Source organism: Micromonospora krabiensis (assembly GCF_900091425.1).
In the GTDB taxonomy this organism is placed as follows: domain Bacteria; phylum Actinomycetota; class Actinomycetes; order Mycobacteriales; family Micromonosporaceae; genus Micromonospora; species Micromonospora krabiensis.
This window is the reverse complement of the sequence record NZ_LT598496.1, coordinates 4587874-4606995: the sequence shown is the minus strand read 5'-3', so window position 1 is coordinate 4606995 and position 19122 is coordinate 4587874. Positions and strand designations below refer to the sequence as shown.

Annotated in this window: 16 protein-coding genes; 8 read left to right on the top strand and 8 right to left on the bottom strand. The window is 71.9% G+C overall.

Annotated elements, in window-relative coordinates; translation table 11 throughout:
• The first annotated feature begins 76 nt into the window (after window positions 1-76).
• The 7 genes from GA0070620_RS21025 (at window position 77) to GA0070620_RS20995 (ending at window position 12515) form a co-directional block, all read left to right on the top strand.
• Complete coding sequence (locus tag GA0070620_RS21025) at window positions 77-1552, top strand: dihydrolipoyl dehydrogenase family protein (protein WP_091593455.1); 1476 nt, start codon at window positions 77-79, stop codon at window positions 1550-1552.
• A gap of 71 nt (window positions 1553-1623) precedes the next feature.
• Window positions 1624-2625, top strand: a complete 1002-nt coding sequence (locus GA0070620_RS21020) for a LacI family DNA-binding transcriptional regulator (RefSeq protein WP_091593452.1) — start codon at window positions 1624-1626, stop codon at window positions 2623-2625.
• 397 nt (window positions 2626-3022) lie between these two features.
• A complete protein-coding gene (locus GA0070620_RS21015; protein ID WP_091593450.1) occupies window positions 3023-4402 on the top strand; it encodes an ABC transporter substrate-binding protein in 1380 nt (459 codons plus the stop codon).
• An 84-nt stretch (window positions 4403-4486) separates the two neighbouring features.
• Window positions 4487-5437 (top strand): carbohydrate ABC transporter permease, encoded by a 951-nt coding sequence (locus GA0070620_RS21010; protein ID WP_091593448.1) that lies wholly within the window; start codon window positions 4487-4489, stop codon window positions 5435-5437.
• 12 nt (window positions 5438-5449) lie between these two features.
• Complete coding sequence (locus GA0070620_RS21005) at window positions 5450-6337, top strand: carbohydrate ABC transporter permease (RefSeq protein WP_091593447.1); 888 nt, start codon at window positions 5450-5452, stop codon at window positions 6335-6337.
• A 100-nt stretch (window positions 6338-6437) separates the two neighbouring features.
• The gene (locus GA0070620_RS21000; RefSeq protein WP_091599117.1) at window positions 6438-8093 is read left to right on the top strand and encodes a glycoside hydrolase family 13 protein; all 1656 of its coding nucleotides are present in this window, start codon (window positions 6438-6440) and stop codon (window positions 8091-8093) included.
• A 132-nt stretch (window positions 8094-8225) separates the two neighbouring features.
• On the top strand, window positions 8226-12515 hold the full coding sequence (locus GA0070620_RS20995) for a galactose-binding domain-containing protein (protein ID WP_091593446.1): 4290 nt from the start codon (window positions 8226-8228) through the stop codon (window positions 12513-12515).
• 71 nt (window positions 12516-12586) lie between these two features.
• Here GA0070620_RS20995 and GA0070620_RS20990 read toward each other — a convergent pair whose 3' ends face one another.
• Complete coding sequence (locus GA0070620_RS20990) at window positions 12587-13351, bottom strand: crotonase/enoyl-CoA hydratase family protein (RefSeq protein WP_091593444.1); 765 nt, start codon at window positions 13349-13351, stop codon at window positions 12587-12589.
• 163 nt (window positions 13352-13514) lie between these two features.
• On the opposite strand from GA0070620_RS20990, the gene GA0070620_RS20985 reads away from it, so the two are divergent.
• Window positions 13515-14354: a Rieske 2Fe-2S domain-containing protein gene (locus GA0070620_RS20985; RefSeq protein ID WP_231921883.1), complete on the top strand. Its 840-nt coding sequence runs from the start codon at window positions 13515-13517 to the stop codon at window positions 14352-14354.
• Between the two features lie 226 nt (window positions 14355-14580).
• Here GA0070620_RS20985 and GA0070620_RS20980 read toward each other — a convergent pair whose 3' ends face one another.
• Genes GA0070620_RS20980 through GA0070620_RS20950 form a run of 7 tightly spaced genes read right to left on the bottom strand, consistent with a single transcriptional unit; the run spans window position 14581 to window position 19120 of the window.
• Entirely contained in the window at window positions 14581-15768 is a 1188-nt protein-coding gene (locus GA0070620_RS20980) for a LysM peptidoglycan-binding domain-containing protein (RefSeq protein ID WP_091593440.1), read from the bottom strand.
• A 14-nt stretch (window positions 15769-15782) separates the two neighbouring features.
• A complete protein-coding gene (locus GA0070620_RS20975; RefSeq protein ID WP_091593438.1) occupies window positions 15783-16205 on the bottom strand; it encodes a pilus assembly protein TadG-related protein in 423 nt (140 codons plus the stop codon).
• Window positions 16202-16681, bottom strand: coding sequence for a TadE/TadG family type IV pilus assembly protein (locus GA0070620_RS20970; RefSeq protein ID WP_091593436.1), 480 nt, complete (start codon window positions 16679-16681; stop codon window positions 16202-16204). The genes GA0070620_RS20975 and GA0070620_RS20970 overlap by 4 nt, the downstream gene beginning before the upstream one ends.
• Window positions 16666-17109, bottom strand: coding sequence for a TadE family protein (locus tag GA0070620_RS20965; RefSeq protein WP_091593434.1), 444 nt, complete (start codon window positions 17107-17109; stop codon window positions 16666-16668). The genes GA0070620_RS20970 and GA0070620_RS20965 overlap by 16 nt, the downstream gene beginning before the upstream one ends.
• A gap of 8 nt (window positions 17110-17117) precedes the next feature.
• Window positions 17118-17321 carry a hypothetical protein gene (locus tag GA0070620_RS20960; RefSeq protein WP_091593432.1) on the bottom strand — a complete coding sequence of 68 codons (204 nt, stop codon included), beginning with the start codon at window positions 17319-17321 and terminating at the stop codon, window positions 17118-17120.
• 27 nt (window positions 17322-17348) lie between these two features.
• On the bottom strand, window positions 17349-18221 hold the full coding sequence (locus GA0070620_RS20955) for a type II secretion system F family protein (RefSeq protein ID WP_091593431.1): 873 nt from the start codon (window positions 18219-18221) through the stop codon (window positions 17349-17351).
• Window positions 18218-19120, bottom strand: a complete 903-nt coding sequence (locus GA0070620_RS20950; protein ID WP_091593428.1) for a type II secretion system F family protein — start codon at window positions 19118-19120, stop codon at window positions 18218-18220. The genes GA0070620_RS20955 and GA0070620_RS20950 overlap by 4 nt, the downstream gene beginning before the upstream one ends.
• Window positions 19121-19122: the final 2 nt, after the last annotated feature.

Below are 19122 nucleotides of genomic sequence, written 5' to 3'. Positions count from 1 at the left end.
CGATCGCCCCACACCCGGCCGGTGACTTTCCGCCGGCCGGGTGGCCGGGCGGTACCGGCTGGGGGATGCTGTCCGGGTGGCGGAGCCGGAGCAGGTGGATGTGGTCGTGGTTGGGCTCGGCGTCGGCGGTGAGGAGGTCGCCGGGCGGCTCGCCGAGGCCGGTCTGAGCGTCGTCGGCGTCGAACGGGACCTGGTCGGCGGTGAGTGCCCGTACTGGGGGTGCATCCCGAGCAAGATGATGATCAGGGCGGCCAACGCGTTGGCCGAGGCGCGTCGGATCGACGGCCTCGCCGGCACGGCGGAGGTCCGGCCGGACTGGGCGCCGGTGGCCCGGCGCATCCGCGAGGAGGCGACCGACACCTGGGACGACCGGGTGGCGGTGGAACGCTTCGTCGGCCGGGGCGGCCGGTTTGTCCGGGGCACCGGCCGGCTGGCCGGGCCGGGCCGGGTCCAGGTCGACGATCAGGTGTTCCAGGCCCGCTACGGCGTGGTGCTGGGCACCGGTACGCGGCCGGCGGTGCCGCCGATCGAGGGGCTGGCCGGCACGCCGTACTGGACGAACCACCAGGCGATCGAGGTCGAGGAGCTGCCGGAGTCGCTGCTGGTGCTCGGCGGCGGGGCGATCGGGCTGGAGCTGTCGCAGGTCTTCGCGCGGTTCGGCGTCCGGGTCACCGTCGTGGAGGCGCTGGACCGGGTGCTCGCCGTGGAGGAGCCGGAGGCGTCCGAGGTGGCCGTCGCCGCGCTGCGCGCCGACGGCGTGGAGATCCACACCGGGGTACGCGCGGAGCGGGTCGACCACGACGGGCGGCGGTTCACGCTGCGCGGCTCGGGTGGCGCGTCGTTCACCGCGGAGCGGCTGCTGGTGGTCACCGGCCGCCGTGCGCACCTGGAGGAGCTGGGGCTGGACACCGTCGGGGTGGAGACCGGGCATCGCTTCCTGCCGGTCGACGACCGGATGCGGGTGACCGACGACGTCTGGGCGGTCGGTGACGTGACCGGCGAGGGCGCGTTCACCCACATCGCGATGTACCAGGCGGCGATCGTGATCGCCGACATCCTCGACCGGGCCCGCCACTCGAAGGCCGGTGCCGATCCGAGCGGCACCGCCAGCGTGGTCGGCGGCGCCATGGGCGCGGCGAGCAGCCTCAGCACCAGCGGGTCGAGCGGTTCGGCCGGCACGGTCCCGCGCGCCGACTACCGGGCCCTGCCCCGGGTCACGTTCACCGATCCGGAGGTGGGCGCGGTCGGCCTGACCGAGGAGCAGGCCCGGCAGCGCGGCATCAACGTCCAGGTGGGCTTCACCAAGCTGTCCAGCTCGGCGCGGGGCTGGATCCACGGGGTGGGCGACGAGGGTTTCATCAAGCTGGTGGCGGACGCCGACCAGGGCGTGCTCATCGGGGCGACCTCGGTCGGGCCGGCCGGGGGCGAGGTGCTGTCCGGGCTGGTCGTCGCGGTGCACGCGGCGGTGCCGCTCAGCCAGCTCCGGCACATGATCTACGCGTACCCGACGTTCCATCGGGCCATCGAGGACGCGCTGCGCAATCTCTCCTGACGGCAGGAGGCGGCAGCGGCCCGACAGATCGCTGCTCATTTCTTTCACCTTCATGACGTACGATTGCGGCCGTGACGAAACGGTTGACCGAAGTCGCCAAGAAGGCGGGCGTCAGCGAGGCCACCGTCAGCCGGGTGCTCAACGGTCGGGACGGGGTCTCCGAGGCGACCCGGACGGCGGTGCTGACCGCCCTCGACGTGCTCGGCTACGAGCGGCCGACCAAGCTGCGCGGTGAGCGGGCGCGGCTGGTCGGGCTGGTGCTGCCCGAGTTGCAGAACCCGATCTTCCCGGCGCTCGCCGAGGTGGTCACCGGGTCGCTCGCGCAGCGGGGGTTCACCCCGGCGCTCTGCGCCCGCACCATCGGCGGTGTCTCCGAGATGGACTACGTGGAGATGCTGCTGGACCACCAGGTCTCCGGCGTCATCTTCGCCGGCGGCTCGTACGCGTTGGCCGACGCGCGGCACGACCACTACCGCCGGCTCACCGACCGTGGTCTGCCGGTCGTGCTGGTCAACGCGGGCGTCGACGAGCTGGGCTTCCCGCGGGTCTCCACGGACGACGCGGTGGCGGTGGAGCAGGCGTACGGGCACCTGCGCTCGCTCGGCCACGAGCGGATCGGCATGGTGCTGGGGCCGGAGGGGCACGTGCCGTCGCGGCGCAAGCTCGACGCGATGATCCAGGCGGCCGGCTGGTCCGACGACTCGGAGTTCGTGGAGCGTTCGAGCTTCTCGATGGAGGGCGCGCGGGTGGCCGCGACCAAGCTCGTCGAGCGGGGCGTGACCGGCATCGTGTGCGCCAGCGACGTGCTGGCCCTGGGCACCATCCGGGCGGCCCGGCGGCTCGGCCGTTCGGTGCCGACCGACGTGTCGGTGGTGGGCTTCGACGACTCCGCTTTCATGACGTGCACCGACCCGCCGCTGACGACCGTGCGGCAGCCCATCGAGACGATGGGGCAGGCCGCGGTGGACCTGCTGGTCACCCAGATCGAGGGGGCCGGCGTCCTGCGCGACGAGCTGCTCTTCGAGCCGGAGCTCGTCGTACGCGGCTCCACCGCCCCGGCGCCCGGCCGCTGACCGGGGGCCGCGCACCTTTCGCTGACCTGCCAACTGAGGCCGTCGACCGCTGCCAGCGGTCGACGGCCTTTTTCCGCTGCCCGATGGCGTCCCGCCCTCCGTCGACGGGCTCGACCGGCGGCGGGACAAAAGGTAGCAAGTATCGGCAATCGGGGTCGGTTTCCAAAATGCTGTCAGGATCTCTCGTCATCAAGTCGTGTCTTTCCAAAACAGGATCGATACCTTGCTGAAATGAGTCGCCCTCGTTACAGTGACTCCACTCACACCCGGCCTCGGTACGGCTACCGAGGGTCAGGTCGTATGGCGAAACCGAAGAACCAGCAGGGCATCGCCGCGGTGACCACCACCGCAGTTCGGCGAAGGTCATGGAGACACCCGTTCCCGAAGGGATGAACAGATGTCCGTACCGCAGTACCGGAAGGCTGCGGCGTTGACGCTCGCGGCAGGCCTGGGGCTCAGCCTCGCGGCGTGTTCCACCAAGAGCGACGACGCGTCGAACGACGCAGGCGGCAAGGTCACCATCACCGTCGACTGCCAGCCGGTCGGCTCCCAGAAAGAACTGCTGCAGAACTGGAACGCCGACGTCGCGGAGTTCCAGAAGCAGAACCCCAACATCGTCATCAAGAGCGTCAGCGTCGGCGAGCAGTGCAACAACCCGCCGGACTTCACCGCCCGCCTCTCCGGCGGCACGGTCACCGACGTGTTCTACGGGTACATGACCGATCTCCAGCAGGTGCTCGACTCCGGTCAGGCGATGGACATCACCGAGTTCGCCAACAAGGACAACGTCCCCACCTGGGACAGCGTCGACCCGGCGCTCAAGGAGGTCTTCACCGACAACGGCAAGCTCTACGCCGTGCCGGTGAAGAACTACTCGATGGGCCTCGTCTACAACAAGGTCCTGTTCCAGCAGGCCGGGCTCGACGTCAACAACCCGCCGAAGACGTGGCCCGAGGTCCGGGAGGCGGCCAAGAAGATCTCCGCGCTCGGCAACGGCATCGCCGGCTACGCCGAGTACAGCGCCGGCAACACCGGCGGCTGGCACTTCACCTCCCTGCTCTACTCGCAGGGCGGCCAGGTGCTGACCCCGGACGGCAAGAAGGCCGACTTCAACAACCCGATGGGCAAGCAGGTCCTCCAGAACCTCAAGGACATGCGCTACGGCGACAACAGCATGGGCAGCCGTCAGCTGCTCCAGTGGGGCGACCTGCTGACCAACGCCGCCGCCGGCAAGGTCGGCATGTTCATCGGCGCGCCGGACACCACCCAGGCCATCGTCAGCCAGTTCCAGGGCAAGTTCCAGGACTGGGCGATGGGTCCGCTGCCCGGCCAGGACGGTCCGGCCAAGGGCACCCTCGGTGGTGGCGAGGGCTACTTCTTCAAGAAGGGCCTCACCCCGGAGCAGGTCAAGGCCGGTCTGAAGTGGGTCGCCTACCAGAAGCTGACCCCGGGCAAGGGCCAGTTCGACTACGTCCGGGCCAAGCCGCAGAACTACCCGGTCGGCCTGCCCCAGCCGCTGCTCTTCGCCAACGGCAGCGACGCGCAGAAGCAGGAGCTGGAGCTGCGCAAGGCGAACGCGAACGTCGACACCACGAACTTCGCGATCTTCGAGGCGAACCCGGTGCCGATCAAGGGTGAGCCGCGCAACGCCCAGGCGATCTACGCGGTGCTCGACGCCGCGATGTCCGGGGTGCTGACCAACCCGAACGCGAACATCGACGCCCTGCTCAAGACCGCCGAGGAGAAGGTCAACCAGCTCCTCGCCGCGGAGAGCTGATCCACCGGGTGTGGGGGGCCGGCGCGCCGGCCCCCACACCGTCCGCGCCGCACCCCTCCGCTCACCGAACCACCAGGAGTTGCCTTGGCGATCACCACCGCCCCGGGGAGCGTCAGCAGACCGCCTCGCCCCGACGCCCCGGCCGGGCCACCTCGTACGAGCCTCGGGCGCAAGGTACGGGACAACCTCACCGGGCACGCGTTCCTGATCGGCGCCGTGCTCTGCTTCGTGGTCTTCTCCTGGTACCCGATGATCCGCGGCATCGTGATGAGCTTCCAGCGCACCCGGCGGGGCGTCACCACCTGGGTGGGCTGGGACAACTACCTCCGCATCATCGACGACCCCAGTTTCTGGACCGCCTGGAAGAACACCTTCTACTTCACGGTCCTCGCGCTGGTCCTCGGGTACGTGGTGCCGTTCTTCGTGGCGATCCTGCTCAACGAGTTCCGCCACGCCCAGGGCTACCTGCGGATCCTGGTCTACCTGCCGGTCATGCTGCCGCCGGCGTCGGCCCTCTTCCTCTTCAAGTTCTACGCGTACGACCCCAGCGAGGCGGGACTCTTCAACGCGATCCTCAAGGCCCTGCACCTGCCGACGTCGCAGTGGATGCAGTCGCCCGAGATGACGATGCCGGCGATGGTGCTCGCGTCGACCTGGATGAACATGGGCAGCGCGGTGCTGATCTACCTGGCGGCGCTGCAGAACATCCCCGGCGAGCTCTACGAGGCGGCCGAGCTGGACGGCGCCGGGATCTGGCGGCGGATCCTGAACGTGACCATCCCGCAGACCCGGCTGATCCTCCTGCTCCTGGCGATGTTGCAGATCGTCGCCACGATGCAGCTCTTCATCGAGCCGCTGATCCTCGCCAACGGCGCGGGCGCGGAGGACTCGGCGACCTCGGTCGCCTACCTCATCTACCAGCACGGCTTCTTCCAGAACGACCTCAACGGCGCGGCCGCCCTCGGCGTGATCATGCTCGTGGTGCTGGCCGGCTTCTCCGCGGTCTACGCGCGGCTGACGGCGAGACAGGACTAGGACGGGCGAGTCATGGCACAGGATTCCGGAACCCGGACCCTCATCTCCCACGCGCAGCTGCGGCGCGGGCGCGGTCGGGTCGTCTACTGGGTGGCGCTCACCGTCGTGGTAGCGGTGTTCACGCTCGTGTTCCTCGGGCCGCTCTACTGGATGGTCACCGGCGCGCTCAAGTCCGGGCAGGAGATCGCGCAGACCCCGCCGTCGCTGTTCCCGAAGGACCCGCAGCCGCAGAACTACATCGACGCGTGGAACAACCTGGCCCTCGCCAAGCTGCTCTTCAACACCTTCTACTACGCGGCCGGCGCGGTCCTGTTCCAGCTGGTCTTCGACACCGCGGCCGCGTACTCCCTGTCGAAGCTGCGGCCGATCTTCGGCAACGCGATCCTCGGGCTGATGCTCGCGACGCTGATGATCCCCGCGATGGTCCTCATCGTCCCGCAGTACGTGACCGTGATCGACCTGCCGATCCTGCACCTCAACCTGCTCGACTCGCCGTTCGCCATCTGGCTGCCCCTGGTCGCGAACGCGTTCAACATCTTCCTGCTGAAGCGGTTCTTCGACTCGATCCCCGAGGACCTGATGTCGGCGGCGCTCGTGGACGGGGCGTCCCCGCTGCGTACGCTCTGGTCGATCATCCTGCCGATGTCGCGTCCGATCCTCGGCGTGGTCTCGATCTTCGCCGTGACCGCCGTCTGGAAGGACTTCCTCTGGCCGAAGCTGGTCATGCCGTCACCCGAGACGAGGACGGTCAGCGTGGGCATCTACGCCTTCTCGGGAGGCACGCCCATGAACGTGGTCGTCGCCGCGTCGGTCATCGCGGCGATCCCCACCGTGATCATCTTCCTGATCTTCCAGCGGAACATCATGTCCGGCCTGACCACCGGCAGCCTCAAGGGATAACCCACAGCCCCGACCCCCCGTGGCGGACAACGACCGTCCGCCGACGAACATCCAGGTCCGGCGGGATCCGCCGACGTACCGACGCAGAAAGCAGGTGCCCGTGTCCACAGCAGACACTAGTCCGTGGTGGCGTGGAGCGGTGATCTACCAGGTCTATCCGCGTAGCTTCGCCGACGGTGATGGCGACGGCATCGGCGACATCGCCGGCATCCGGTCCCGGCTCGACTACCTGTCCGCGCTCGGTGTCGACGCGATCTGGTTCAGCCCCTGGTACCCCTCCCCCATGGCCGACGCCGGCTACGACGTGGCCGACTACCGGGACATCGACCCGATGTTCGGCACCCTCGCCGAGGTGGAGGCGCTGATCACCGAGGCCCACGCACTCGGCATCCGGACCATCGTCGACGTGGTGCCGAACCACTGCTCGGACGCGCACCCCTGGTTCCAGGCGGCGCTCGCCGCCGGGCCCGGCTCGCCCGAGCGCGACCTGTTCTGGTTCCGGCCCGGTCGGGGCCCGAACGGCGACCAGCGCCCCACCGACTGGGTCGGTGAGTTCGGTGGCCCCACCTGGACCCGCACCACCAACCCGGACGGCACCCCCGGCGACTGGTACCTGCACCTCTTCGCCCCCGAGCAGCCGGACTTCAACTGGGAGCACCCCCGGGTCCGGGCCGAGTTCGAGGACATCCTGCGGTTCTGGTTCGACCGGGGGGTGGACGGCATCCGGATCGACTCGGCCGGGCTGCTGGTCAAGGACGGCACGCTGCCCGAGACCCTGCCGGACCGGCCACACCCGTTCCGCGACCTCGACGGCGTGCACGACATCTACCGGGCCTGGCGGCGGGTCGCCGACGAGTACCCGGGTGACCGGGCGCTGATCGGTGAGGTGTGGATGCCGGACCGGCAGCGGTTCGCCAACTACCTGCGCCCGGACGAGCTGCACGCCGCGTTCAACTTCGACTTCCTCGGCTGTGCCTGGGACGCCTCCGCGCTGCGCGAGAGCATCGACGGGACGCTGGCCGCGCACGCCCCGGTCCGGGCCCCCGCCACCTGGGTGCTCTCCAACCACGACGTCACCCGGCACGTCACCCGCTACGGCCGGGCCGACACCACGTTCAGCTTCGCCGCCAAGCGCGAGGGCATCCCCACCGACCTGGAGCTGGGCACCCGCCGGGCCCGGGCCGCCGCGCTGCTGTCGCTGTCGCTGCCCGGGGCCGCGTACGTCTACCAGGGCGAGGAGCTGGGCCTCTGGGAGGTCGAGGACATCCCGTACGCGCTGCGCCAGGACCCGATGTGGGAACGCTCCGGGCGGGTCGACCCCGGCCGGGACGGCTGCCGGGTGCCGTTGCCCTGGTCCGGTGACGAGCCACCGTTCGGGTTCAGCCCGGACGGCGCCGCCGCGGCGCCCTGGCTGCCGCAGCCGGCCGACTGGAAGGACCGGACGGTCCGGGCGCAGACCGGCGACGCCACCTCGATGCTGGAGCTGTACCGGGCGGCGATCCGCATCCGGCGGGCCGATCCGGCGCTCGGCGACGGCGGACTGACCTGGCTGCCGACCCCGGACGGCGTGCTCGCCTTCCGCCGGGGCGACGGTTTCCGCTGCCTGGTCAACCTCGGCGACACCCCCGTGCCGCTACCCGCCGACGTCGAGCTGCTCCTGGCCAGCGGGCCGCTCGACGACGACCTGCTGCCACCGGACACCGCCGTCTGGTTGCGCACCGCCGAACCGGCGTCGGCCGCGCCCGACGCGGCCTGACCCCACCGACGTGCGGGGTGGGGCGTCGACCGCCGAGCGTCGTCCCACCCCGCGCCGCACCACCGCACCGCCGCACCACCGCACCGCCGCACACCCCACTCCACGTCCCCCGGGAAGAAGGTGTCCGTCCCCATGTCCAGATTCCGGACTCGACTGATCGCGGTGCTCGCCGTGATCGGCCTGGCCGTCACCGCGGCCCCACCACCCCCGGCCGCCGCGGCCGGCGGCCCGAACCTCGCCGCCGGCCGGACCACCTCGGCCAGCAGCACCAACGGCCCCTACGTCACCAGCAACCTGACCGACGGAAACCAGGGCAGCTACTGGGAGAGCAGCGGCGCCCTCCCGCAGTGGGCCCAGGTCGACCTCGGCGCCAGCCAGTCGATCGACCAGGTCGTCCTCAAACTGCCGGGCGCCTGGGAGGCCCGGACCCAGACGCTCGCCGTGCAGGGCAGCCTGGACGGCAGCGGCTTCAACACCATCGTCTCCTCCGCCGGACGCTCCTTCAGCCCCGGCAGCGGCAACACCGTGACCATCAACTTCCCCGCCACCAGCACCCGGTTCGTCCGGATCGCCGTCACCGCGAACACCGGCTGGTCCGCCGCCCAGCTCGCCGAGCTGGAGGTGTACGGCGCGACCGGGTCGTCGGGCAACCTGGCGCTCGGCAGGACGATGGCCGAGAGCAGCCACGCCGACGTGTACGGCGCCGGCAACGCCAACGACGGCAACGCGGCGACCTACTGGGAGAGCGCCAACAACGCCTTCCCGCAGTGGATCCAGGCCGACCTCGCCGCGACGGTGAGCGTCAACCGGCTGGTGCTCAAGCTGCCCGCCGGGTGGGGCGCGCGCAACCAGACGGTGACCGTGCAGGGCAGCACGAACGGCTCCAGCTTCTCGACCCTGGTCGCCTCCGCGTCGTACGCCTTCAACCCGTCGTCGGGCAACACGGTGAGCATCACCGTGCCCACCGCCTCCACCCGGTACGTCCGGGTGCTCTTCACCGCCAACAGCGGCTGGCCGGCGGGGCAGCTGTCGGAGCTGGAGATCTACGGCCCGGCGACCGGTGACACGCAGGCCCCGTCGGCGCCGGGCAGCCTCGCCTTCACCGAGCCGGCCACCGACCAGATCCGGCTCACCTGGACGGCGTCCACCGACAACGTCGGGGTCACCGGCTACGACATCTACGCCAACGGCGTGCTCCGGACCAGCGTCGGCGGCTCCACGCTGACCTACACGGACACCCAACCGGCCGGGTCGACGGTCTCGTACTACGTACGGGCCCGGGACGCGGCCGGCAACCAGTCGGGCAACAGCAACACGGTCACCCGCACCGGCAACACCGGTGACACGGTCGCGCCGACCGCGCCGGGCAACCTGGCCTACACCCAGCCGGCCAGCGGGCAGGTCCGGCTGACCTGGACCGCGTCCACGGACAACGTCGGGGTCGCCGGCTACGACGTGTACGCCAACGGCGCGCTGCGCGGCAGCGTGAGCGGCAGCACGCTCACCTACACCGACAGCCAGCCGGACACGGCGACGGTGTCCTACTACGTGCGGGCCAGGGACGCCGCCGGGAACGTGTCGTCGAACAGCAACACGGTCACCCGCACCGGCAGCAACCCGCCGGGCGGCACCAACCTGGCGGTCGGCAAGCCCATCACGGCGTCGTCGGTGGTGCACATCTTCAACGCCGTCAACGCCAACGACGACGACGTCACGACCTACTGGGAGGGCGCGCCCGGGGCGTACCCGAGCACGCTGACCGTCTCGCTGGGCTCCAACGCCAGCATCAGCTCGCTGGTGGTGAAGCTCAACCCCGACCCGGCGTGGGGCCCGCGCACCCAGACGTTCCAGGTGCTCGGCCGCGAGCAGTCCGCGTCCGGGTTCACCAATCTGGTCAGCTCGGCGACGTACTCGTTCAGTCCGAGCAGCAGCAACACGGTGACCATCCCGGTCTCGGCGACGACCGCCGACGTCCGGCTCCAGTTCACCGCCAACTCCGGCTCGTCTAACGGGCAGGTGGCCGAGCTCCAGGTCATCGGTGTGCCGGCGCCGAACCCGGACCTGACGGTCACCGGCATCACCGCGTCGCCGGCCGCGCCGGTCGAGACCGACGCGATCACCCTGTCGGCGACCGTGCGCAACGCCGGCACGGCGGCCTCCGCCGCCACCGCCGTGGGCCTCTACCTGGGTACGACGAAGGTCGGCACGGCCACCGTCGGCGCCCTGGCCGCCGGGGCGCAGACCACCGTGTCGGCGAACATCGGCCCCCGCAACGCCGGCAGCTACCAGCTGATCGCCAAGGTCGACGAGGCGAACACGGTGATCGAGCAGAACGAGGCGAACAACACGTACACCAGCCCCACCGCGCTGACCGTCAACCAGGTGGCCAGCTCGGACCTGGTGGCGTCGGTCGTCACCTGGTCGCCCGGCACGCCGAGCGCCGGCGCGACGGTGAACTTCTCGGTGACCATCCGCAACCAGGGCACGGTCGCCTCGGCCGCCGGGGCGCACGGCATCACCCTGACCGTGCTGAACGACTCGGGCAGCGTGGTCCGCACGCTGACCGGCTCGTACAGCGGCACGATCGCCGCCGGGGCGACCGCCGGACCGGTCGGCCTGGGCACGTGGACGGCGGCGAACGGGCGCTACACCGTCCGGGTGGTGCTCGCCGACGACGCCAACGAGCTGCCGGTGAAGCGGCAGAACAACACCAGCGACCGGTCGCTGTTCGTCGGCCGGGGCGCCAACCTCCCCTACGACTCGTACGAGGCCGAGGACGGCTCGGTCGGCGGCGGGGCGCAGGTGATCGGGCCGAACCGGACCATCGGTGACCTCGCCGGTGAGGCGTCCGGGCGGCGGGCGGTCACCCTCAACACCACCGGGGCGTACGTCGAGTGGACCACCAAGGCGGACGCGAACGCCCTGGTGACCCGCTTCTCCATCCCGGACGCGCCGGGCGGCGGCGGAATCAACTCGACGCTGAACATCTACGTCAACGGGATCCTGCACAAGCCGATCAGCCTCACCTCGAAGCACATCTGGCTGTACGGCGCCGAGGCCAGCCCCAGCGACTCGCCCAGCGCGGGCCCGCCCCGGCACCTGTACGACGAGGCGAACGTGCTGCTGAACTCCACCGTCCCCGCGGGCAGCCGGATCCGGCTCCAGAAGGACCCGGCAAACAGCACCACGTACGCGATCGACTTCGTCAACCTGGAGCAGGTCGCGCCGCGGGCCAACCCGGACCCGGCCCGGTACCGGGTACCGACCGGGTTCAGCCACCAGGACGTGCAGAACGCCCTGGACGCGGTCCGGATGGACACCACCGGCAACCTGATCGGCGTCTACCTCCCGGCCGGCACGTACGAGACCGCGCAGAAGTTCCAGGTCTACGGCAAGGCGGTCAAGGTCGTCGGCGCGGGCATCTGGTACACCCGTTTCCAGACGCCCACCTCGCAGCAGAACACCGACGCCGGTTTCCGGTTGGAGTCCTCGGCGAGCGGGTCGTCCTTCGAACACCTCGCCTTCTTCGGCAACTACACCAACCGCATCGACGGGCCGGGCAAGGTGTGGGGTGAGCTGAAGGACGTCGACAACATGACGCTGGACAACGTCTGGGTCGAGCACACCGTGTGCGCGTACTGGGGCGTCAGCGTCAGCGGCGTCAAGATCACGAACAGCCGGTTCCGGAACACGTTCGCCGACGCGGTGAACATGACCAACGGCAGCACCAACAACCTGGTCGCCAACTCCGAGGGCCGGTCCAACGGTGACGACGCGTTCGCGCTCTTCTCCGCGACCGACCAGGGTGCGTCCACGGGCAACCACGGCAACGTCTTCGAGAACCTGACCGCCACGCTGACCTGGCGGGCGGCGGGCATCGCCGTGTACGGCGGCTACGACAACGTGTTCCGCAACCTCTACATCGCGGACATGCTGACGTACTCCGGCATCACGATCAGCTCGCTGGACTTCGGCTACCCGTTCATCGGGTTCGGGGCCAGCCCGCCCACCCGGTTCGAGAACATCTCGCTGATCCGGGCCGGCGGCCACTTCTGGGGAGCACAGACGTTCCCGGCCATCTGGATCTTCTCGGCGTCGAAGGAGTTCCGTGGCATCCGCGTCTCGGACGTGGACATCGTCGACCCGACGTACTCCGGGATCATGTTCCAGACGAAGTACAACGGCAGCCAGCCGGAGAACCCGGTCACCGACACCGTCTTCACCAACGTCTCGATCTCCGGGGCGCGGCGCAGCGGTGACGCGTTCGACGCCAAGTCGGGCTTCGCCATCTGGGTCAACGAGATGCCCGAGCCGGGCCAGGGTCCGGCGGTCGGCTCGGCGACCTTCAACAACCTGCGGCTGACCGACAACGACGTCGACATCCGGAACACGACGACGACCTTCACCATCATCCGCAACTGACGATCACCGGACCGGGCGCCGTCGGGAGGACTCACCCTCCCGGCGGCGTCCGCCGTGCTGGGACGCCCGGGTCAGTCGGCGGACGCGCCGTGCCGACCGGCGCCGCCCGCGAACCGGGCGGCGCCGGCCGCGGCGTCCGCCGCCAGCGACTCCATCCCGTACGCCAACTCGGTCGCCAGGGCCGCGGGCTCGTCGAGCCCGGCGCCGGCCAGCACCGCGGCCCGGTCGTTGCGCAGGCAGGTCTGCGGATGCCGGGCGAGCTCCGCGGCCAACTCCTCCGCCGCCGCCCGGGCCGTCCCCGGCGCGACGAGCCGGTTGACCAAACCCATCGCGTACGCCTCCTCGGCGCCCACGGGCCGGCCGGTGAGGATGAGGTCCAGGGCCCGGCTCTCACCGATGAGTCGGGGAAGCCGGACGCTGCCCCCGTCGATCAACGGCACTCCCCACCGACGGCAGAACACCCCGAGCACCGCGTCGGACTCGGCGACCCGCAGGTCACACCAGGCGGCCAACTCCAGGCCACCGGCCACCGCGTAGCCGGAGATCGCCGCGATCACCGGTTTGCCGAGGACCATGCGGGTCGGGCCCATCGGGCCGTCGCCGTCCGGCTCGACGCGGTTGCCGCTGGGCGTGCCGATGGCCTTCAGGTCGGCGCCGGCGCAGAACGTGCCGCCGGCGCCCCAGAGGACGGCCACCGCCGCCTCGGGGTCGGCGTCGAACGCCCGGAACGCGTCGGCCAGGGCTCGGGCGGTCGGCCCGTCGACGGCGTTGCGGGCCGCCGGCCGGTCGAGGATCACCGTCGTCACCGGTCCGTGCCGTTCGACCCGTACGCCCATCGGCACAGCATGCCGTCGGCGGTGCCGGCACGCCAGGGCCGCCGGTTTTCGTGGCGCCTGGTTCCGGGGTCGTCGCGTCGTGATGACGCCGCGCGGCGGATCCGTCACCCGAGACCGGTTTGGGGGCGCGGATGCCGGGAAGTCGGTACCCGTGCGAGCGCTGATGACGAAGGTAGAGCAGGCATCCGGCCTGGACCGGGTGGGTGACCGACTGCAGCGCGGTGTCCTGGCGACGCTGCGACCGCAGTGGTTGAAGGACCTGTTGCACGGTGTCCCGCTGGGTCACCCGCTGCACCCGGCGCTGGTGCAGGTGCCGGTGGGCTCCTGGATCAGCGCGGCCATCCTGGACCTGATGCCGGGGCAGCAGAGGGCGGCGACGACCCTCACGACGGTGGGCACGGTCAGCGCGGTCCCGGCGGCCGTCGCCGGCCTGAACGACTGGGCGGCGCTCGCCCCCGACCAGCGGCGGGTCGGCCTGACGCACGCCGCCGCCAACACCGTGGCGCTGGCCTGCTACGCCGGCTCGGTCGCGGCGCGGCTGACCGGCCGGCACCGCCTCGGGAAGATGCTGGGGATGGCGGGGCTGAGCGCCGCGAGCATGGGCGCCTACATCGGCGGCCACCTGGCGTACAAGCAGGGCGCGCAGGTCAGCCAGAGCATCTCCGACCTGCACCTCGTGAGCCCCGGCTGGCACGCGCTCGGCGAGTTGGCGAGCCTCCCGCAGCGGCAACTGCTCACCCGGGAGATCGACGACGTGTCGGTCATCCTGTACCGGCACGGCGACGACGTCACCGTGATGCTGGAGCGCTGCCCGCACCAGAGCGGCCCGCTCGGCCAAGGCCAGGTGCAGGAGGTCGACGGGCACGACTGCGTCGTCTGCCCGTGGCACGGCAGCACGTTCCGACTGAACGGCGGCGAGGTCGTCCACGGCCCGTCCGGCAACGACGGGCAGGTCCTGCCCACCCGGATCCGCGACGGCGTGCTGGAGGCCCGGCTGCCCTGATCCGCCCGGTCCGGGGCGGCCCGGTCCGCGAGTCGCCGTGGTCGGCTCCGCGCGTCCCAGATCTGGGGCAGCTCGACAGGATCCGAGTCCCTCCTCCTGCCACCCGGGGCGGGCGGCGGGTGATCGACTTCCTTGATGTCGCGGTGTCCGGGGCGGCCGGATACCGCGATATCGCTGATCCGTAGTGGACCACGACCGGGTGTCGGCGACCTCGCTCGTGCCCCCGTCAGTCCCGGCGGTGCCGTCCGGCCGGCAGTTCCCGCGCGGTCGCGTGGACGCGGGCCGCCTGTCCACTCAACCCGGTCCGAGGGGTCCCGGCGGTGCCAGTGGTCTGGGCGATCGCGGCGCGGCCGGCGGTCCGCCCGCCGGCGGCGACGGTGCGGCGACGTAACCCGAGCACCGCTCCGATCTGGGCTCCCACGATGCTCGCCACGGCGAGCACGGCCGAGACGGCGAGGGGGCGGTTCACCCGGTCCGGTTCGCCTACCCGCGCGGCGCCGACGGTCACCGCGGGCTCCTCGCCGGCGGGTGCCTCGGCCACCGTCGGGTTGTTCCGCGGTGCCTGGGTGGCCGGCCGGGTCGGCGCGGGGCCCGACTCGTGCCCCCGGGCGATCTGCCCTGGCGTGGCCCGGTCGGGGGCCGGTGCGGGGCGCGTCGGCGTGGGGCGGGCCACGAGGCGGCCGGTCGCGTGCGGCCGGACCCCACCGTCGACGGCCCGCTCGGGCAGCTTGAGCAGCTGCCCCGGGCGAATCCGGTCCGGGTCGGCGAGGTGGTTCAGGCGGGCCAGCTCGCGGTAGTCGGCGAACTCGTCCAGGTAGCGCTCGGCCACCGCGCCGAGGTAGTCGCCCTTCGCCACGCGATAGACCGGCGTGCCGCTGAGCGTGGCGGGACCGCTGAGCGTGGCGGGACCGTTGTGCGCGGCCAGACCGCTCGCCACGGCCGGAACGCCGGTCACGGCCGGGACGCTGGTCACGGCGGGGGCTGAGGCGGCGTACGGCTGGGTGGTGACGGCCATCGTCGCGGCGCTCGCCGCCGGGGCGGTCGCGACGATCAGCGCGACCGAACCGACCAGGACGGCGGCGGCCCGCTGCTGGCGGCTCATTCCGGGAAGGCGCGGTGCCGGCCGGCGCAGCACCTGGGCGCCCAGCTCCACGAACACCGAGAACGTGAACGTGGCCCAGCCGAACCAGCCGACGATGGCGAGCGCCCGTAGGAAGAGCTGCCCGTCGTCGCGGCTGGTCAGGGCGGCACCGATCTCGGCGACGGTGGGCACGTGGTCGGGCAGGGGGTTGCCGGCGAGGGCCAGCAGCGCCACCGGGGCGCCGGCCACCACCCCGCAGAGGACGACGAGCGCGCCGACCCCGGTGAGGACCCGTCCGGTGCGGCGGACGGCGGAGCGACCGGATGCGGCCATGGCTACCTTCCTTCCTACGGGGCTCCGGTGAGGGCACGCGCGGTCGCCTCACCCGTGACGGTGACGGTGTCGGGAAAACCGAACAGGCCGAGCATCGACCGGTGGTAGGTGACCTCGACCCGTACGCTGACCAGCGTCTCGCCGTCGACCACCGGGAAGCTGACCGAGTGGCCGGCGGTGTCGACGGTGGCGAGGTAGTCGGCGACCGCCGCGCGGGCCTGCGGCTGGTCGATCCGCTTGGGTCCGCCGGCGATGGCGGTGGCGCGGTCGATGGCCTGCCCGCCGGCCCGCGCCGCCTCGGCGGCGAGGTTGTCGGCGCGCTGCAGGGTACGGAGCTGACCGGCCCCGTCGAAGGAGAGCCCGATCAGGGCGAGCACCCCGACCATCGCCACCGCGAGGAAGATGCTCACCCGCCCGGCGTCGTGTGGGGCGCTCATCGACGGCTCCGGTAGCGGTCCAGGGGTGAGGTGAAGCTCGCTGAGACCTCGTTGGTCGTCAGCATCCCGGGTAGGACGGGCAGTCGCAGGTCCCGGTAGGACACCTGGCACGTGACGAGCACGGTGACCGTGGCCTCCTGCCCGGTGTCGCTGGCGAACGCCCGGTCGAAGGTGGTGTCCTGCCCGTTCACCGAACCGCTGAAGTCGAGGTCGGCGCCGCCCTCGCAGTTCAGGCCACGCCAGTTCGCCTGCTTCTCGGCGGCCTCCTGGGCCGCGTCGCGGGCCCGGCCCGCGTCCCGCGAGATCGAGGCGGCGCGGGCGGCGTCGTGCGCGGCGACGTCGACGGCCTCGGCGGCCACCGCCGTGCGACCGGCGACCCCGGCGAGCACCAGCAGCGCGATGAACGCCGGCGCGAGGACGGCCACCTCGATCGAGACGGAGCCGCGCGTGGCGTCCCGGTTCACGGCGTCGTCCACCGCTCCGCCGTCCCGTGCGCGGTCTGCTCGACGGGGAAGCTCACCCCCGGCACGACCGACAGGGACCTGCCGCGCACCGTGCAGGTCACCTCGGCCAGGGTGGTCACGCAGGTCGGCCCGGGCGACTGCCAGCCCACCAACCAGTCACCGGAGGCGGTGAGGAAGCGGGTGGCCCGCCGTACCCCGGCGTCGTCGGGGGCCTCGTGCACCCGCTGCGCGTTCACCGCGCTCTGGGCGGCGTTCAGGGCGGTCGACCGGGCCACGAACCAGACCGCGACCTGGATCGAGGCGAACAGCAGCAGCAGGATGGCGGGCAGGGCGACGGCCAGCTCGACGGGGTTCGCGCCGCCGTCGCCTCCGCCGGCCGCCAGGCGGCGTCGGGCGGCCGTGACCACCCGACGCGCGCCTGACCAGACTCCTCGGTGCATCGCTGCCGCTACTTCGGGTCCTGGTGCTTCGGGATGTTGTCCATCCAGTCGTTGGCGCTCGCCAGCGCCGCCGCGGTGACCGCCATGGCGACCGCGACCAGCCCAAAGATGATCACGGCGGTCGGGACCGGGCTGTCGCCGCGTTCGCCGTCGCGGCGCAGCTCCGCGAGACGCGCGGTCAGCGCGACGTGCAGGTAGGTGAGGAGGTGCATGGCGTGCTCCCTTGGCTCGGGTCGGGGTCAGAGACGGGCGATGAAGGGGTAGATGGCGAAGCCGAGCAGGACGAAGACGAGGAGGGCGCCCGGGATGTCGAGACGGCTGGTCACCCCCTCCGCCCGGGCGAGGTTGTCGGTGCGGATCTGGTCGCGCAGCGAGTCCGCCCGGCTGCGCAGGGTCTCGTGGACCTGCGCTCCCTCGCTGCCGGAGGAGCGCATGATGGCGCCCACGTCACCCAGTTCGGGGATGCCGATCCGGTCGGCCAGCTCGCGCAGTTCGTCCCACGGGGAGTGCATCTGCATCTGCGCGATCCGCAGCGCCTCGGAGATCCGGTCGAAGACCCAGCCGTCGCAGACCGCGGCGGCCCGCTCCAGCGACTGCACCGGCCCGTGTGCGGCGGACAGCTGCAAGGCCACCAGGTCCAGGTAGGTGCAGACGGCCGCCCGGAACTCGTCCCGGGCGGTGGCGGCCTTCGCCAGTACGGAACGGTGGGCGATCAGCGCGGCGAGCAGCGCCAGACCGAGGCTGGCGACCACGGGCACCACCACGGGCAGGTGGACGCCGAGGACGAAGAGCGAGCCGCAGACCAGGGTCGGCGCGGCCAGCCCGATCAGCGCGGAGAGCAGCACCGACAGCGTGTACTGCTCGGGGGTCTGGTCGATCAGCGCGAGCTGCCGGTGCGGTGGCCGCAGCCAGCGCGACGCCCCGGTCAGCCACTCCAGCCGACCGCCGGTGGCCCCGGCGAGCGGGCCGGTGCCCGCCGGCTGGTGCAGGCGACGCAGCGCCGGACCCAGCGCCGGGGTCGCGGGCACCAGCTCGCGGACCACCAGGAACACGCCGAGCCCGATGGTGGCACCGCCGCCGACCGCGATCGCGAACTGCCAGTTGACGATCACGCGACGGCCTCCTCCGGGTCGGGCGCCGGCAGGAAGCGGGCCGGCCGCTGCGGCTGGCTCATCGACCGCACCCACGCCAGCAGCCCGACGAACGCGGCACCGAGGGCGGCCATCACCACCTGGCCGGCGGGTGTGCCGTACGGGCGGATGTACTCGGTGTTGAGCAGCCCGTACGCGATGGTGGCGAGGGTCATCCCGGTGAGGAAGCGAACCGCGAAGCGGGGCTGGGTGCGTTTCGCCTCGACCTCCCGGCGGGTGGCCACCTCGGCGGCCGCCGCGCCCGCGATCGAGCCGAGCACGTCACCGAGCCGCTCACCCCGGTCGGTGAGGTGCAGGATCAGCGCCGCCACCACCTGGTCGGCGACCGGGTCACCGATCTCGTCCGCGAACGCCAGCAGGGCCGAGCGGGCCAGCCAGCCGGCCTGGAGCCGGGCGGCGAGCAGCCGTACCTCCTCCTCGATCTCCTCGGGCGCGGTGCCGACCGTGCCGATGATCGACTGTTGCAGGCCCTGCCCGGTGGCGGAGACGTCCTTGAGCCGGCGCGTCCACTCGCCGACCGCCTCGATCCGGGCGATGGCCCGCTGCTCGGCGCGGCCCACGTTGAACAGCCACGGCGTGCCGGGCACCGCCACCGCGACCAGCAGGCCCACCACCGGAAGGCCGGTGAGCAGGAAGGCGAGCGCCCCGGCCGCCGCCGCGCCGACCAGCAGGGCCTGGTGCGCGCGTCGTTCCCCGGGCGTGCTGCCCGACCCCTGCCACAGCCGGGCCAGGCCGGGGCCCGCGCCGGGCCGGCGGCCGGGTGGCCGCCGGGTGCCGACCAGGGCCACGACCGCGAGGACCAGACCGGCCACGCAGGCGGCACCCGACGCCACCGCGATCAGCTCGATGGTGTCGCGCATCG

Bases quoted from the DNA above. Each gene is read 5' to 3' on its own strand.
- GA0070620_RS21015 (WP_091593450.1), top strand. From the start codon at position 3,023: ATGTCCGTACCGCAGTACCGGAAGGCTGCGGCGTTGACGCTCGCGGCA.
- GA0070620_RS21005 (WP_091593447.1), top strand. From the start codon at position 5,450: ATGGCACAGGATTCCGGAACCCGGACCCTCATCTCCCACGCGCAGCTG.
- GA0070620_RS20995 (WP_091593446.1), top strand. From the start codon at position 8,226: ATGTCCAGATTCCGGACTCGACTGATCGCGGTGCTCGCCGTGATCGGC.
- GA0070620_RS20990 (WP_091593444.1), bottom strand. From the start codon at position 13,351: ATGGGCGTACGGGTCGAACGGCACGGACCGGTGACGACGGTGATCCTC.
- GA0070620_RS20985 (WP_231921883.1), top strand. From the start codon at position 13,515: ATGACGAAGGTAGAGCAGGCATCCGGCCTGGACCGGGTGGGTGACCGA.
- GA0070620_RS20980 (WP_091593440.1), bottom strand. From the start codon at position 15,768: ATGGCCGCATCCGGTCGCTCCGCCGTCCGCCGCACCGGACGGGTCCTC.
- GA0070620_RS20975 (WP_091593438.1), bottom strand. From the start codon at position 16,205: ATGAGCGCCCCACACGACGCCGGGCGGGTGAGCATCTTCCTCGCGGTG.
- GA0070620_RS20965 (WP_091593434.1), bottom strand. From the start codon at position 17,109: ATGCACCGAGGAGTCTGGTCAGGCGCGCGTCGGGTGGTCACGGCCGCC.
- GA0070620_RS20960 (WP_091593432.1), bottom strand. From the start codon at position 17,321: ATGCACCTCCTCACCTACCTGCACGTCGCGCTGACCGCGCGTCTCGCG.
- GA0070620_RS20950 (WP_091593428.1), bottom strand. From the start codon at position 19,120: ATGCGCGACACCATCGAGCTGATCGCGGTGGCGTCGGGTGCCGCCTGC.